This is a genomic window from Aeromonas sp. PI_26, assembly GCF_027854445.1.
Lineage (GTDB): Bacteria > Pseudomonadota > Gammaproteobacteria > Enterobacterales > Aeromonadaceae > Aeromonas > Aeromonas veronii.
This window is the reverse complement of sequence record NZ_JAJNOE010000003.1, coordinates 88,530-104,683: the sequence shown is the minus strand read 5'-3', so window position 1 is coordinate 104,683 and position 16,154 is coordinate 88,530. Positions and strand designations below refer to the sequence as shown.

Genomic DNA, 16,154 nt, shown 5'->3' with positions numbered 1-16,154 from the left:
GGCAAATCCACAGGGCGGGCAATCCAGTCCAAACGTGCGGAGGGTGGCCTCAGGCCAGCTGATCCATCCGTTGCCACAGGCGGCTCGCCACCTTGCTGGCCTGTTGATAAATGGGCTCGACGTCAAAGGCGAACTCGCGATCCTGATAGACCATGCGACCCTCTACCATCACGCTGTTGACCGAGGATGAGCCCATACCGAAGGCGAGATGGCCACCGAGGTTGCGCGGCGCCAGCGGAGTCGGTGCGGCGTAGTCGAAGAGTGTGAGGTCGGCCTTGTAACCTGGCTCCAGGCGGCCAAATTTGGCGCCGAAGTTGCGCTCCAGCAGGGTGTTGCCATTCCAGAGGAAGCGGGCAAAGCTGTCGGGCCAGAGCGCTCCGCCGGCATCCTTGTGCTTGAAGTAGGCAAACTTGAGCTCTTCGAGCATGTCGGAGCCGATACCATCGGTGCCAAGCGCCAGATTGCGATATTCAGGCAGGTGCATGTTGTAGCCCACATGGTTGTTCATGTTGGAGCGGGCGTTATGCACCAGGAAGGCATCGCGGCTGTTGAGCAGCTCGATGTCGGCCGGGCTCAGGTAGATGCCGTGGGCGACAAGCGACTTGCTGTCGATAAGGCCAAACTCGTCCAGCCGGGCGATGGGCTCCTTGCCATAGTGGTGGTGGCCGTGGGCCATGTCGTAGCGGTCTTCCGCCACATGGATATGGAGACCGCGACCTGTGACCTGCACCGCTTCGCGCAGCATGGTCAGCCCCTCGTCAGGTACGGTGAAGGGGGCGTGGGCACCGATATGGGCCTCCACCAGATAGGGTTCATTCCCCTTGGCCTTGGCCGCATCGATCTGTTGGGCGAACAGGATGTTCTCCTCTACCCCGGCCTGCAGCTCGGCGAGACCGCTATTGCGATCCGTGGTTTCGAAGCAGGTCATGCCGCGCAGACCCGCTTCCACAAACCCTTTGCGCAGCACATTCAGGGAGCCCTTGATGAAGTTGGGCGAGGCGTGGTGGTCGATCACCGCGCTGCAGCCGCTCTTGATCGCCTCCAGCGAGCAGATGAGACCGCTGTAGTAGAGCGACTCCTCATCGAGCGCCCGATCGAGCCGCCACCAGAGGTTTTTCAGGGTGGAGATAAAGTCCGGGCAGGGGGCGATATTGGCCATGATCCCCCGCGACAGGCCGGAGTAGAAGTGGTTATGGGCACAGACGATGCCCGGCATCACCAGCTTGCCGCCCATCTCCCGATAGTTGGCCTCCGGGTAGAGGGCCCGCAGATTGGGCCCCACCGCTTTGATAAGGGTGCCTTCGATGGCGATATCCACCCCTTCCAGCACCCGGGTCGGCTCCAGCTGGACGGCGGTGACGTTCTTCAGAATAAACATGGTGTGCTCCTTCGCTTATTCGTTGTTCGTTCAGGCCTCGACGGCCCCCAGCAGGTAGTGGTGATGAGCGTGGACATGGCTAATGATCCGGCACATGTCGCCAAGGGCCGCTGGCGCATCCTTGATCCGGCTCTGGGCGTCTATGGTCAGGCGATAGGTCTCGCCATCCTGACGCACCCGCAGTTCGCCACCGTCAGCCAGATAGAAACCGGGGTTGCGGCTGTTGTCGAAATCCTCGGGCAGGCTGAAGATGGTGACCTTCTCCTGATAGGGCTTGCCCTGCCACGGGCAGAACTGGGCGCAGTTGCCACATTCGTTGCAGTAGGCATCCAGGTGCAGGGTCTGGAACTGGTCTTTGAAGCCCGGCACCGCGATGGCGACGTTGGCCCGGTTGGGGCAGACATCCACGCACTTGCTGCAGAGGTAGTTGCACTCGAGGCAACGGTGCGCCTCTTGCGCCACGAAGGCCTCCCGCTCGCTCTTGTCGACCAGGGTGACGGCGATGCTCCCCTTGCGGCGGTAGATCTCATCCTTGCCCGATGGCTGGATGGTCACTTCACTCTGCTGGCTGGCGATATGCTCGCGAGAGAGCACCAGATCCGCGGCACGGCGGGCACCACCGATGGCACCGACGATGGAGGATGGGCCGCTCTGCACGTCACCGATAAGGAAGACGTTGCGACGGCTGGTTTCGCCGGTCTGGCCATCCACCTCGGGCCAGCCATCGCTGCCAAGAGGAATGCCCATGGCTTTGAGCACCTCGCAGTCAGGCTGCTCGCCGATGGCGGTGATCAGGGCATCCATCTGCATCACTTCGGTCTGCTCGGTGGGCACCGGACGGCGGCGGCCCTGCTCGTCAGGATCCCCCAGCGCCATCATCCGCACGGTGAGCTTGCCATCTTTCTCAAAGCGCTCCGGATTGGTGAGGAAGCAGAAATGTACCCCATCCTCCACCGCTTCCAGATACTCCTCGCGATAGGCGGGCATCTCTTTTTCGCTGCGGCGGTAGATAACGGTCACATCGCTGACACCCGGCACCTTGAGGGCGGCGCGGGCGCAGTCCATGGCGGTGTTACCGGCGCCGATCACCGCCACATGGCGGCCGAGCGGCAGCGGTTTGCCCTGATTGAAGCTGCGCAGGAAGTTGAAGGACTTGTAGACCCGATCATGTCCACCTTCGAGGCGCATGCCGCCATTCTTGTCGGCGCCGATGCCGACGAAGACATAGGTAAAGCCCTGGGCGTGCAGCTTGTCGACGGTGAGCGCCGGATCGCAGCCAAACTCGAACTTGACCCCGTGAGCGGCGACAAAGTCGATATCGTGCTGGATAAGCTCGGCCGGAATGCGGAACTCGGGGATGATGTGTTTGACCACGCCACCGGCATCGGCTTCACGCTCGAACACGGTGACCGGATGACCGGCACGGGCCAGGAAGTAACCGGCGGAGAGACCGGCCGGGCCTGCACCTATTACCGCAACCGGGTGCTTGTCACCGCTGCCTGCCGGCTTGTGCCAGCGCGCCTTGTACCCTTCCCAGCCGCGCTCCAGCGCCACTTTCTTCAGCTCGCGGATATTGAGCGCACTGTCGTAGTCGAGACGGGTGCAGTTGTACTGGCACTGGTGATCGCAGATATGGCCGGTGATGGCGGGCAAGGCATTGCGCTGATAGATAAGCTCAAGGGCTGCGACATACTCCCCCTCGCCCATCAGGCGAATGTACTCGGGGATATCCTGATGCACGGCGCAGGCGGTGACACAGGGCGCCACGTAGCAGTCGGTCAGCGGCAGGCCGCCACCCACTTCGATACGATCGTCGGACTTCCACTCCTTCTGGGTGTAATCCATGGTGAGCGCCTTGGCGGCAAGCGCCTCCAGCTTGGCCACATCTACCTGACTCATGCCCCAGCAGCCCGACGCATCGATCTCTTTGAGGCACTCGATCTGGCGCAGGTAGCCACCCGGTTTGAGCAGGTCGGTGGCCATGGTGATGGGACGAATACCTGTCTCGAAGATCTCCGCGATATTGAACTTGCTGGCACCACCTGAGTAGGAGATGGGCAGCTTGCCATCGAAGGCGCGGGACAGCACGGCCGCCACGTTGATGGAGAGCGGGAACAGCGCACGGCCGGACATGTACATCTCATCACCCGGCAGCGCCCCTTTGCGGTTGATGGTGCCCAGGGTGTTGGTCAGCTTGACCCCGAAGGTGAGCCCCTTCTCGGCCCCCAGCGCCATCAAGCGGGTCAGCATGGCCTTGGCCTGATCCAGCTTGAGGTCGTGATCGAACGACTCTTCGCTCAGACCGATGTAATCAAAGCCGCAGGTGTCGAGGATCTCGCGCACCCGCGGGTAGCCCAGCAGGGTCGGGTTCAGTTTGACGAAGGTGTTGAGCCCCTTCTCTTCCAGCATGTAGCGGCAGATGGCCTCAATCTCGTTCGGCGGGCAGCCGTGCATGGTGGAGAGGGTGACACCGTGCACCAGCTCGGCCGGGATGCGATCCACCAGCTGTTGCAGACGATCGCGGCGCGCCCCCAGCCCCAGCTCGGCGATAAACTGCTCGTCGGCCACCAGCTCGCGCAGCACCTGCTGGTACTCGGCAAACTTCGGACTTTGCCTTGCATCCATCAGGCTGTGGATAAACTGCTGCATCGGTGGCTGTTTGATGCCATCGAGGTTGTACCCCACGCTCATGTTGAAGATGAAGGACTTGGCCTCTCCGTCGAGCCGCGGATCGAACACCTCTTCCAGCAGGTAGAGGGCAAACCAGGCTTTAAGATACTCGTCAAATGCCTTGGGCAGGGTGAACTCGGTAGACCACTCGGTATTGAAGCACTCATCCTCGGCATCGATACAGGGCTTTTCCAGTTCGAGACGGTCCAGGATCTGCACCGTCTTGAGCTCGATAAAGCGCCCGCCGGTCAGCCAGGAGGTGACGATGTTCTGGGCCAACTGGGTATGGGGGCCGGCTGCCGGGCCAATGGGGGTCTCGCAGGTTTCACCGAACACCTTGATCTTGCGCTCGTCCTGCTTGCGATAGAATTGCGCGGCGGGAATACCAAAAATGCTCTGACTCTCTTTATATTCCGCGAAAATACGGGTCAGCAGGTTCTTGAACGGAACGGGTCGCATAATATCGCCCATGGCTATCTCCTTGCAGCTGTTCTGCCCATTGGCAGCATGAATAAATGGGGTATCCCGCACGGGTGTTCCCCCTTGGCAAGGAGAAGAGCAACTATCAGGCCACTACAGTTACAAAACGAGCTACAAAACTATTTTTTACGGTAAAAGCGTGAGATGGCTCGAATTAATGAAGGCGGTTTGGCATGTCGCCATTATGATTAATGAGAGTGGTTCTCACTCACTTGAAATTTTATTCAAGGCAATGCCAGAGAAAAATGAAAAGTATCAAATCGGCAGCGATAAATATCACTTTGATAGGGTAAAAATCATCCAGCATTATCGCAAGCAAACCCCGGCCAATATGGCCGGGGTTTGCTTAAAAGTCACTGCTATATAAAAGGCGGTCGTCGCTATTTCGGTTTATCCAAAGGCTGCGAGATGACTCGGTGTTACCGCCCCGCTGGCTGCCATTGCACGCAGAGGGAAGTGGGCTCCAACGATGCGACTCAGCCCTGCTCGGTCGTAAACTCGTCGGCAGAACGCAGCTCCAGTTCGCCGCGGATCAGCGCCTGATATCGCTCGGGGGTATCGATATCAAAGAGGATGGCAGGACTCTCGACCGGTATGCTTCGGTGTGGGCGTTGCAGCAACCAGCGGCGCACCGAACCCTGTGCCGGCGCGGCAGCCAGCTCCCTTGCGAGGGATTTTGGCAGCAAGACCGGGTGGCCCGCTTCCCCCTCAAAGCTCGGGAGCAGAGCGAACTCTCCGCGCGTCTGCCACAACTGTTGATAGACCTCGCGCGGGATACAGGGCAGATCCCCGTGGCTGATAAAGAGGTAGTCAGCATCGCTGGCCGCCAGAGCGCAGCGGATGGAACTACCCAACCCCTGCTCATAGTCAGGGTTATGGACGATGAGAATGTCGGGGCGATTCCCATAACAGGCAGCGAGTTCCGCCCCGCGATGACCCACGACCAAAATAATCCGGGAGCAGAAGGCCAGGGCATTTTTGAGACTTGCATCAAGAATTGTCCCCGAGCCATAAGGTAGCATCATTTTCCATGCCCCCATGCGGGATGACAAACCTGCTGCGGTAATTATACAGTCACACTGTTCACGCCCCCGAGCCTGCACCTTTTCATTCACCTCGCTATTTATTTCGGTCATTGCCATGTCCTTGCCACACTCTGTTATTCACGCGTTTCCGGATATTGGTTCGCTTTTAAATCCACTGCTTGAAAATAGTGACAACCATACCACGCTAATTAGCCTTTGTGGTGCCGGCGGAAAAACCAGCACCCTGTTCTGGCTGGCGGAATATTTTTATAAGCAGGGTAAAAGGGTGCTAATTACCACCACCACCCGGATGTTTCTGCCAGCCCCGTCACACTATCGGGAATTGATTATCGAGACGGATCCCGTTCGTCAACTTACCCGCTGTCAGGCTCTGCCGGATGGCCCGACCCTGGTTGCCCTGTTCAGCCATCTCGACGAGCGCACCGGCAAGGTTGCAGGGCCGGAGCTGCGCCAAATCGACCTGCTCAAAGGACAGCAGCGCTTCGATCTCATCCTGGTCGAAGCGGATGGAGCCCATCACAAGTTATTGAAAGTGCCCGCTTTGCACGAACCTTGCATTCCACATCAGAGTGACTGGGTGATCGCCCTGCTGGGCGGCGCCATGGTGGGAGCAAATGCCGAACCGGCGCAGATCCACCGCTGGGCTGAATTGCAAGCCCTGTGCGGGATTGCGGCGGGTGAGCCACTTGACTGGGCACTGTTTGACAGGCTGCTCTCCCACCCCGAGGGGGTGTTCAAGGGCACCCCGCCCGGGGCGCGCCGGATCTGGTTTATCAATGGCGATTATCAAAATGAGGCGTCGTGGCTGGCGGAATTGATAAAGCTGCAGAGCCGCCACCCCGAGATCCACGCCATCTGGCAGGGGGCCGTGCGCGAATCCCCCCCCATCCGTCACCTGATCTGCACAGCTCCGCACGGGGAGGCGCTTTAGCCTCACCCCTGACGTTTTAAGGATGAAAAGAGGTACCTTATGAATCTGTTTGCACACGCAGCCCGACTGGAACAGGAGAACACTCCGTTTGCCATGGCCCAGATCATCGAGAGCCGTGGCTCCACCCCCCGCCATCAGGCCCAGATGCTGGTAATGGCCGATGGCCAGATCCTAGGCACCATCGGCGGCGGCATGATCGAGCGGCTGGTGATCGAGGAAGCGATGGCCGCCATTGCCGAGCGCAAGCCGCGCATCTTCCACGGCCGGATGGCCCGCAACGGCGAACATGCGGTCGGGTCGGACTGTGGTGGCGCCATGTCGGTCTATATCGATGTCTATGGCCTGCGGCCACGGCTGGTGCTCATTGGTGCCGGTCACGTCAACCGGGCGCTGGCCCATGCCGCCGCGCCACTGGGTTTTGATATCCATGTGGGTGACTGTTTTGAAGGGAGCCTCAATCCCGATCTCTTCCCCGTCGGCACTCACCTCAAACAGGCCGATACCATCAGCGCGGTGATCGAGGCGCTGGCCATCGAGCCCGCCAACTTCGTCATCATCGCTACCAACCATCAGGACAAGGAGGCGCTGGATCGGCTCATCAGCCGTCCCCTCGCCTATCTGGGGCTGCTCGCCAGCAAGCGCAAGGTGCAGACCTTCACCCAGGCGCTGCGCCAGCAAGGGGTGAGCCAGGAGCAACTGCAGCAGCTGCACGCCCCCATCGGCTACAACATCGGCGCCGAGACCCCCGAGGAGATCGCCATCAGCATTCTCGCCGAGTTGTTGCAGGTGAAAAACGGCAAGGCAGGCGGTCTAATGCAGGATGATGTGCGCCTCAAGCGGGATCAGCTGGTGGTTATGCGCGGCTCCGGCGATATCGCTACCGGCGTGGCGCTGCGCCTGCACAATGCCGGCTTCAAGGTGGTGATGCTGGATCTCGACAAACCCACGGTGATCCGCCGCACCGTCGCCTTCGCGCAAGGGATGTTCGATGGTGAAACCAGTGTCGAGGGTGTGCGCGCCAAGCGGGTCGAGAGCGTTGAGCAAGCGTTCGAGCAGCTGGATCGGGGCATCATTCCGCTGCTGGTTGACCCCGACTGTGCCACCCTCGCCGAGCTCAAGCCCCGCTATCTGGTGGATGCCATCCTCGCCAAGCAGAACCTCGGCACCCACAAGGAGATGGCCCCCATTACGGTAGCCCTTGGCCCGGGCTTTGAGGCGGGGCGCGACTGCGATGCGGTGATCGAGACCAACCGTGGCCACCATCTGGGCCGGGTCATCTATCAGGGCCCCGCCCAGCCCAATACCGGCATTCCCGGGGTGATCGAGGGGCACTCCGCCCGCCGGGTGGTGCGCGCCCCCGCCCCCGGGGTGATGAAGAGCCTTATCAAGCTCGGCGATCTGGTGCAGGAAGGGGATGTGATCGCCCATGTAGGGGATACCCCCATTATCGCGCCCCTCTCTGGCATGGTGCGAGGGTTGCTCAGCGATGGCATCGAAGTGCCAGTCGGCTTCAAGATTGGTGATATCGACCCGCGTGGCGAGCGCGCAGATGCCACCACAGTCTCTGACAAGGCCCGCGCCATCGGCGGCGCCGTGCTGGAGGCCATGATGCATCTGGCCCAGCGCAGATAAGAGAGTGTTCTTAAAACCAGAAGGGCCCGCCATGATGGCAGGCCCTTTTTATCTCTTCGCTGGCAATCGGCTCAACCGTGCTTGATACGGGTTTCCCCCGCCACCGACACCACGGAACGCTTGCCCTTGCGGCTAATCACCAGCAGTGCCAGCACGATAAGGGCGATACCGCTCCCCTCCACCGGCCCCGGATTTTCGCCGAGCAGCCACCAGGAGAGCAGCACACCGGTCACCGGCACCGCCAGGGTGCTGAGGCTGGCAATACCCGCCGGCAGTTTTTTCAGTACGAACAGCCAGAGACTCCAGGCGATGGCGGTGGCGAAGATGGCGCTATAGGCCAGCGCCCCCATCACGTAGGGTTGCCAGTCGATGGATCGCTCCGGCACCAGCGCCGCCACCAGCGCCATCACTATGGTTGCGTAGATCATCTGCCAGGTGGTGAGGGACATCAGATCCACCCCGGGATGGCGGGCATACATCCGCTTGGCGATGATGGCGCTGATCCCCCAGCAGATGCCGGAGAGGATCGCCAAGAGCGCACTCTTGAGGGATTCAAGATGCAGCAACCAGGGCTGGATCACCAACAGCAGCCCGCAGGCCGCCACTCCGACCGCCAGATAGTGCAGCTTGCGCATCCGCTCGCCGAGAAAGAGCGCCGCGAAGATCACCACCCAGAACGGCATGGTGTAACTCAAAATGGCCACCTTACCCGCTCCGCCGCTGATAAGCGCCCACTGGGCCAACCCCACCATGCCGCAGGTCTGGAACAGGGCGATGGCCAGGGTATAGCGAAACGGGGTGGGTTTGAGATAACGGCGCCCGCGCAGAGCCAATACCAGCAACAACACCAATGAACCACACAAGCAGCGCAGGGCGGTGAATTCGAAAGCCCCCGCGTAGAGCATCACCTGCTTCATCACGATCCAGCTGTAACTCCAGATGGCGGTGAGCAGGATCAATCCCCCCAGCGCCGCCATATTGATCTTTCCACTCATCTCTCACCACGCATAGCTCTGCCTTTCGCCTTTTGTTCCGATGGGCCAACCCTTATCGGGGTGGCTATCTTACCCCTGTGCTGGCGGGCTGCCCACGATCTGTGGGAAATCGACCTCAGCAACAGTAGCGCCCGAGCCAAAAACATCAGGGGGCCAAGGCCCCCTGTCTATCACCCCGTCATCGCGTTGCACGCTACAGGCTGATCACGGTACCGGTCTTGCCAGCGATCCCCTCGGCTGCCTTTTCCAGCAGGGTGATGAGGGATTTTCGCCCCGGCATGGAGGTCGCGAACGAGAGCGCTGCCTCCACCTTGGGCAACATGGATCCTTTGGCAAACTGCCCTTGGGCGATAAAGCTGTTGGCATCGGCCACGCTCAGCTGATCGAGCCACTGCACATCGGGCTTGCCGAAGTTGATGGCAACCTTCTCCACCGCGGTGAGGATGATCAGCATGTCGGCGTCGATAAGCTCCGCCAGCTTGGCACTGGCCCAATCCTTGTCGATCACCGCACTGGCACCGCGCAGGTGATTGCCCTCGCGCAGCACCGGAATGCCGCCGCCACCGACGGTGATCACCACCTGACCGGCAGCCAGCATGGCAGAGACGGTCTCTTTCTCGATGATATCGACGGGTTTGGGGGATGCCACCACCCGGCGATAGCCGCGACCAGCATCCTCTTTGAGCCGCTCCCCCTTGGCCATCAATGCTTCGGCCTCCTCCTTGCTGAAGAAGCCGCCGATGGGTTTGCTCGGGTCAAGGAAGGCGGGATCGTTTTTATCCACCTCAACCTGGGTCACCAAGGTGGCGACCGGCTTGTGGATGCCGCGTTCAAGCAGTGCCTCGCGCAGGGCGTTTTGCAGGTCATAACCGATATAACCCTGACTCAGGGCCACGCAGACCGACATGGGCAGATGGGGCGCTTTGGGGTCGTGACGGGCCGCCACCTCGAACGCCTGCTGGATCATCCCCACCTGCGGGCCGTTGCCGTGGGTCACCACAACTTCATGCCCCTGGGCGATCAGGTCGGCAATGGTGCCTGCCGTGCTCTGCACCGCCTTCATCTGCTCGGGCAGGTTGTTGCCCAGCGCATTGCCACCAAGGGCCAGTACGATTCTCTGTTTCATCTTGTTATCTCCAGTGATGGGACAAGCCGGCGCGATACCGGCCCACCTTTCGTTGTTCACATAACCTTGCTGCTCTGCGTGTTTCGAACGGATTGTCAGCCTGCAGCCGCGGGGCAAGGCGAGTGCAGATCCGGCGCCAACGCCGGATCAAAGGGCGCTCTGGCCAAAAACCGGCCATGACCACGCCGCCCCAGAAACTCGCCGTCGCGGGCTACTATCTCGCCGCGACTGAGGGTCATTCTGATCTGGCCGGGACAGCGCATCCCCTCATAGGGGCTGTAGTCTCCGTTGTCGTGCAGCGCGGCGTGACGGATCAGGGTCTCGCCACAGGGATCCATCAGCACCAGATCGGCATCAGACCCCGCTTGCAAGTTGCCCTTGCGCGGCCAGAGGCCAAACAGGCGCGCCGGGTTGGCGCTGGTGAGGGCCACGAAGCGGGACGGCGAGATGCGCCCCCCCAGCACCCCGTGGGCAAACAGCAGCAGCATCCGGTTCTCGACCCCGGGCAAGCCGTTGGGGCAGCGGCTGAAATCGCCGCCTGAGAGGGTCATGCGCTGGGCGTGGGAGAAGTTGCAGTGATCGGTCGCCACCGTGTCGATGTCGCCCGCAGCGATACCGACCCACAGCTTGTCCTGCTCGCGGCGCGAGCGCAGCGGCGGGCTGAGCAGATAGTCGACCCCGTTCTCCCGGTAGTAGCAGGAATCATCCAAAAGCAGATATTGCGGGCAGGTCTCCACCCAGACCGGCTGCCCCTGACGGCGCGCCAGTTTCAGATACTCCAGCCCCAAGCCGTTGGAGAGGTGGACGATATAGAGCGGCGCATTGCCAGCGAGCCCCGCCAGATTGATCATCCGGGCGATCGCCTCCGCCTCGCACTCCAGTGGGCGGCTTTGCGGGTGATACCAGGGTTCATGGTGACCGGCGGCGAGCAGGGCCGCACGGCGCGCCGCGATGGCGGCATCGTTCTCGGGATGGACGGTGGCGAGCGCCCCCACCTCTTTGAGGCGGGCCAGCGCGCGCAACACATCGTGATCCCCCAGCTTGTACTGGTAGGTGAGGTAGAGCTTGAAGCTGCTGATCCCCTCCTCCTGCACCATGGCGGCCATCTCATTAAGGATGGCGTCATCCACATGCTGGATCACGCCATGAAAGCTGTAGTCGATCACCGCCTGATCGGCGGCATAGTCGTGATATCGGGCCAGCTGGTGATGCAGATTGCACCCCGCTGGGCCAAATCCCATGTGATCGACGATGGTGGTGGTGCCACCACAGGCGGCGGCACGGGTACCGCTGAAAAAGTCATCGCAACTGCGGGCAATGCCCACGTCGATGTTGAAGTGGGTATGGACGTCGATGCCACCCGGCATCACATAGCAGCCGCTGGCATCGATCACTTCGGTCTCGCCATCGGGCTCGATATCGGCGGCGCGCGCGCGGATCACCCCGTGCTCGATCAGCAGATCCTGACGATATTCACCCTGCGCATCGACCAGCACACCGTTTTTGATCAGCCGTTTCATCCCCACCACCTCGAACATCACTTCAAACAGCAAAGCCCCGCCTCAATGGAGACGGGGCACTTGCCACACTTGCGACAGACGGGCGGTGATGAGAGTCACCACCCGGCAGACCCCTTACTTGTCCAGCTCGGCCAGATAGAGCATGGGGATCACGGCGTACATGGCGGCGCACTTGACCAGATGCTCTTTCCAGGTCTTCTCGTTCGGTGCGTGGGCCTCCGGCTCTTTACCCGGGCCAAAACCGATCACCGGAATACCGTGGCGACCCATGATGGAGACCCCGTTGGTCGAGAAGGTCCACTTGTCCACCACCGGCTCCTTGTTGAACAGCTCGCGATAAGCCTTGGAGAGGGTTTTGACGGTGATGTGATCCTCTTCCACCTTCCAGGTCGGGAAGTAGCACTCGGTCGGATAGACCAGACCGGTGTAGGCCGGGCGATCGTACTGGTACATGGAGACCTCGGCACCGGCGGCTTGCACCGCAGGCAGGGCGCGGATCTCGTCGAGCGCCCCTTGCCAGGTTTCGCCCCAGGTGAGGCGGCGGTCGATGGAGACGGCGCAGCTGTCCGCCACGGCGCAGCGGCTTGGCGAAGTGAAGAAGATCTCCGAGACGGTCAGGGTGCCCTTGCCGAGGAAGTCGTCGTTGCCGAGGTTGTGGCTCAGCTCCTGCAGCTCGCCAAGGATGGGGCCCATCTTGAAGATGGCGTTGTCACCGCGCTCCGGCGCAGAGCCGTGGCAGCTCACCCCCTGCACCTCCACACGGATCTCCATGCGGCCGCGCTGGCCACGGTAGATCTGGCAGTCGGTCGGCTCGGTACTGACCACGAACTCGGGGCGGATCTTGCTCTGCTCGATGATGTACTGCCAGCAGAGGCCATCGCAATCCTCCTCCTGTACGGTACCGGTCACCAGCAGGGTGTACTGATCTTCCAGCCCCAAATCCTTGATGATCTTGCCCGCATAGACCATGGAGGCCATGCCGCCTTCTTGGTCAGATGCGCCACGACCACCAATGATCTCGTGATCTTCCATCCCCTCATAGGGGTCGAACTTCCAGTTGGCCATGTTGCCGACGCCCACGGTATCGATGTGGGCATCCATGGCGATCAGGTGCGGGCCGTGGCCGATATAGCCCAGCACGTTGCCCATGGGGTCGATCTCGACCTTATCAAAGCCAACCTTCTCCATCTCCTGCTTGATGCGCAGCACGACGCGCTCTTCATCGCAGCTCTCGCTCGGGATGGCGATCATGTCGCGCAGGAACTGACTCATCTCGGCCTTGTACTGGTAGGCCTTCTCCAACACCATTTCAAACGGAATTTGCTTGCTCATTGTGATTCTCCATAACAACTGAGAGTGCGCGGCCTGTTCGTCGGCAGCGCCCTGTGCCCGTTACCGCGCCCCGTTGGCGAGGCGCGATCAGTTCTTCAATTCGTCTCTCTGCTCTCGCAGGGGTTACTCACAGCCGGGGTTAATCGCAGGCAGGATGTTTGCCTTCCCACACCACTTCCCGGTAGTGGGTCACATCGGTGTCCCCTTCGGTGTTGATGATCAGCACCACGGAGTCGCGACTTAGCCCGAGGCGCGCCATCAGCGCTGCGCGATCCGGGTGGTGACGTACTGCCGCCAGCACGCCGGTACCGACCGAGCCGGACTCACCGGAGATGATGCGTGGATCATTGCCAAGGGGGTTGCCGAGCACTCTCATGCCCAATGCCGACACCTTGTCGTGACAGGAGATGAACTGGGTGGTGCAGCTTCTGAGCAGCGGCCAGCCGAGGGGATTGGGTTCACCGCAGGCGAGACCGGCCATGATGGTGCGCATGTCGCCCCCCACGTTGACCATCTCCCCCGCCACACCGGAGCGGAAGATGCAGTCGGCCTGATCCGGTTCGACCACGATACTGTGCAGGTTTTTCGCACCAAAGCAGTCCACCAGATAACCGAGCACACCGCCCGCCAGCGCACCAACGCCAGCCTGCAGCAACACGTGGGTCGGCTGCTTGATGCCCATGGCCTGCATCTGCTCGACCGCTTCGTCGGCCAGGGTGGAGTAACCCTGCATGATCCAGGTCGGGATCTTGGTGTAGCCCTCCCAGGCGGTGTCCTGCACTATGTGCCAGCCGCGCTCTTCGGCCATCTTCATGGTTAGGCGCACGGTGTCGTCATAGTTCATGTCGGTGACGATGCACTCGGCACCGAGATTGAGGATGTGGTCAACCCGCTCCTGGGCCGAGCCCTTGGGCATGTAGACCACCGCATGCTGACCCACCTGTTTGGCGGCCCAGGCAACGCCACGACCGTGGTTGCCATCTGTGGTGGTGGCGAATGTCATCGGCTCCTTGATGGTGCGTTTGATGAGATCGAAGGAGAAATCCTCGATGGCCACCCCGTATTTTTCACAGAGCAAGTTGGCGATGGCATAAACGCCACCCAGCATCTTGAAGGCGTTGAGGCCAAAGCGCTTTGACTCGTCCTTGACCAATATATTTTTCACCCCGATATAGGCGGCCAGATCTTTCAGGTCGCACAATGGGGTCGGTTCATAACCGGCCAGTTTTTTATGAAAAGCGCGAGCCTTTTGTGCTTCGGCGCGAGAAAACAGCGGAGATGGCTCGGCGGTAAAAAAGCGGTTATCGGCAATATCCATCTTCAGCGAAAATTGGGACATGCTTACCTCACTAGGCGTTACCTGACAAAGAGCTGCCTCGCCGGGAGATCCGTTATTCAGATACCACGGGGAGAAAACTCGAAATAATGAATTCGACAGTATGGGCAGGATGAATATTCACCCTGCCCTGCCGTTATTTATTTCACCCGCTTTTGCGCCTCTTTAATCAGATTTTCCAGAGTTTCTGCCGGGGCGGAAAATTTACGGGCCATGATCATGGCGGCGATAATATAGGGCTTCCAGCTCGCCTCTTTGTAAGTGGCGATACGGTATTTCTCGAATACCCCTTCGGTCACTTCGCCCTCTTTGCAGGAGACGCCGGAAATATCGGCCGGTAGGCAGTGCATATAGAGCGCCTCGCCCCCCTTGGTGAGCTTCATCATCTCCTCAGTGCAGTGCCAATCCTTGTGCTTGGCGTTCTGCTCAAGGCAGTGTTTCTCCAGCTCTTTGAGGCCGGCGTGATCATTGGCGCGCAGCAACTCGGTGCGCTGCTCCATCACCTTGAAGGGGGCCCAGGACTTGGGATAGACGATATCCGCATCCTTGAAAGCCTCTTCCATGGAGGTGACCTGACGGAAGCTGCCGCCGGAGGCCTTGGCGTTCTCTTTGGCCACTTCGATCACATCCGGGATCAGGTCATACCCTTCCGGGTGGGCCAGGGTCACGTCCATACCGAAACGGGTCATCAGACCAATGATGCCCTGGGGCACGGAGAGCGGCTTGCCGTAGCTGGGGGAGTAGGCCCAGGTCATCGCAATCTTCTTGCCCTTGAGGCTCTCCAGACTACCGAAGTGCTCCTGTAACCAGGCGAGATCAGCCATCGACTGGGTCGGGTGATCAATGTCGCACTGCAGGTTGACCAGCGCCGGACGCTGGGGCAGCACTCCCTTCTCGAACCCTTCATCCAGTGCGGCGCCCACTTCGCGCATATAGGCGTTACCGGCACCGAGGAACATGTCGTCACGGATCCCGATGGCATCGGCGCAAAACGAGATCATGTTGGCGGTTTCACGGACGGTTTCGCCATGGGCGATCTGGGATTTGCCCTCATCCAGATCCTGCTGGGCCAGGCCGAGCAGGTTCAGCGCAGAGGCGTAAGAGAAGCGGGTTCGGGTGGAGTTATCGCGGAAAACCGAGATACCGAGCCCGCTGTTAAACAGTTTGGTGCAGATATTTTCGGCGCGCAGGGTCTTGAGGGATTCGGCCAGTTTCAATACCAGCTCCAGCTCCTGAGGAGTTTGCTCCCAGGTCAGCAGAAAATCTTTTTCATGCAGGTTGGATTTGAGTGCTCTGATCTCTTTGATTAATTCGTTAACTGCTTTCATCGTTCGCCCCAATCATTGGATGAGATATGGATAGCTCCCCTTTCACTCACGATGTCACCAGCATCCCGGTTGTGGGTGAGCGCGTCGGTTAGCGTCGATATGAGGCAATCAATAACCGTGCCAAACCAATAAAATGCAGGCAGATATTAATAAATGGCAAAAGTGTGTGATGCCACCCACAAAATCAGCGGCTATTTCAGCGATTTAATCCATAAAAAGGTGAGCGGATCAGCCAAGCCATAAAATAGCCGAGTGATAATAATCAGAGGCGATATCTCGGCATCGGTGAGAATTATCATCAAAGGTCAGTTTCAGGGGCTGAAATGATATCGACGGGGCTGTTGTTATCATTATGATAATGCCCGCAACACCTTTTCTCT

Annotated in this window: 12 protein-coding genes; 3 read left to right on the top strand and 9 right to left on the bottom strand. The window is 60.1% G+C overall.

Translation table 11 applies throughout. The features are described 5' to 3' along the window. Positions 1 to 49: 49 nt before the first annotated feature. Positions 50 to 1,378, bottom strand: coding sequence for a putative aminohydrolase SsnA (gene ssnA, locus LRL22_RS05270; protein WP_270904878.1), 1,329 nt, complete (start codon positions 1,376 to 1,378; stop codon positions 50 to 52). Between the two features lie 30 nt (positions 1,379 to 1,408). Beyond that, positions 1,409 to 4,519: a putative selenate reductase subunit YgfK gene (gene ygfK / locus LRL22_RS05265; protein WP_270904877.1), complete on the bottom strand. Its 3,111-nt coding sequence runs from the start codon at positions 4,517 to 4,519 to the stop codon at positions 1,409 to 1,411. A gap of 148 nt (positions 4,520 to 4,667) precedes the next feature. Here ygfK and LRL22_RS05260 point away from each other — a divergent pair, with 148 nt between their 5' ends. Then, positions 4,668 to 4,895, top strand: coding sequence for a hypothetical protein (locus tag LRL22_RS05260; protein ID WP_124242039.1), 228 nt, complete (start codon positions 4,668 to 4,670; stop codon positions 4,893 to 4,895). Between the two features lie 109 nt (positions 4,896 to 5,004). Here the strand turns inward: LRL22_RS05260 and mocA are convergent, their stop codons facing one another. Continuing rightward, positions 5,005 to 5,664, bottom strand: a complete 660-nt coding sequence (gene mocA, locus LRL22_RS05255) for a molybdenum cofactor cytidylyltransferase (protein WP_270904876.1) — start codon at positions 5,662 to 5,664, stop codon at positions 5,005 to 5,007. A 4-nt stretch (positions 5,665 to 5,668) separates the two neighbouring features. Between mocA and yqeC the strand changes: the two genes are divergently transcribed. Together yqeC and yqeB are read left to right on the top strand one after the other, a co-directional pair. Further along, a complete protein-coding gene (gene yqeC / locus LRL22_RS05250) occupies positions 5,669 to 6,505 on the top strand; it encodes a selenium cofactor biosynthesis protein YqeC (RefSeq protein WP_270904875.1) in 837 nt (278 codons plus the stop codon). Positions 6,506 to 6,544: 39 nt separating this feature from the next. Next, positions 6,545 to 8,137 carry a selenium-dependent molybdenum cofactor biosynthesis protein YqeB gene (yqeB, locus tag LRL22_RS05245; protein ID WP_270904874.1) on the top strand — a complete coding sequence of 531 codons (1,593 nt, stop codon included), beginning with the start codon at positions 6,545 to 6,547 and terminating at the stop codon, positions 8,135 to 8,137. A 71-nt stretch (positions 8,138 to 8,208) separates the two neighbouring features. Here yqeB and LRL22_RS05240 read toward each other — a convergent pair whose 3' ends face one another. The 6 genes from LRL22_RS05240 to ygeW all read right to left on the bottom strand — a co-directional run bounded on the left by LRL22_RS05240 (position 8,209) and on the right by ygeW (position 15,774). Next, a complete protein-coding gene (locus LRL22_RS05240; protein ID WP_270904873.1) occupies positions 8,209 to 9,132 on the bottom strand; it encodes a DMT family transporter in 924 nt (307 codons plus the stop codon). Between the two features lie 193 nt (positions 9,133 to 9,325). Continuing rightward, on the bottom strand, positions 9,326 to 10,258 hold the full coding sequence (arcC, locus tag LRL22_RS05235) for a carbamate kinase (RefSeq protein ID WP_270904872.1): 933 nt from the start codon (positions 10,256 to 10,258) through the stop codon (positions 9,326 to 9,328). 95 nt (positions 10,259 to 10,353) lie between these two features. Next, positions 10,354 to 11,778 (bottom strand): dihydropyrimidinase, encoded by a 1,425-nt coding sequence (hydA, locus tag LRL22_RS05230; RefSeq protein WP_270904962.1) that lies wholly within the window; start codon positions 11,776 to 11,778, stop codon positions 10,354 to 10,356. A gap of 114 nt (positions 11,779 to 11,892) precedes the next feature. Continuing rightward, positions 11,893 to 13,110 (bottom strand): YgeY family selenium metabolism-linked hydrolase, encoded by a 1,218-nt coding sequence (locus LRL22_RS05225; RefSeq protein ID WP_101530615.1) that lies wholly within the window; start codon positions 13,108 to 13,110, stop codon positions 11,893 to 11,895. A 139-nt stretch (positions 13,111 to 13,249) separates the two neighbouring features. Continuing rightward, positions 13,250 to 14,449 (bottom strand): diaminopropionate ammonia-lyase, encoded by a 1,200-nt coding sequence (gene dpaL / locus LRL22_RS05220; protein WP_040070005.1) that lies wholly within the window; start codon positions 14,447 to 14,449, stop codon positions 13,250 to 13,252. A gap of 137 nt (positions 14,450 to 14,586) precedes the next feature. Next, on the bottom strand, positions 14,587 to 15,774 hold the full coding sequence (gene ygeW / locus LRL22_RS05215; protein ID WP_270904871.1) for a knotted carbamoyltransferase YgeW: 1,188 nt from the start codon (positions 15,772 to 15,774) through the stop codon (positions 14,587 to 14,589). Positions 15,775 to 16,154 lie beyond the last annotated feature (380 nt).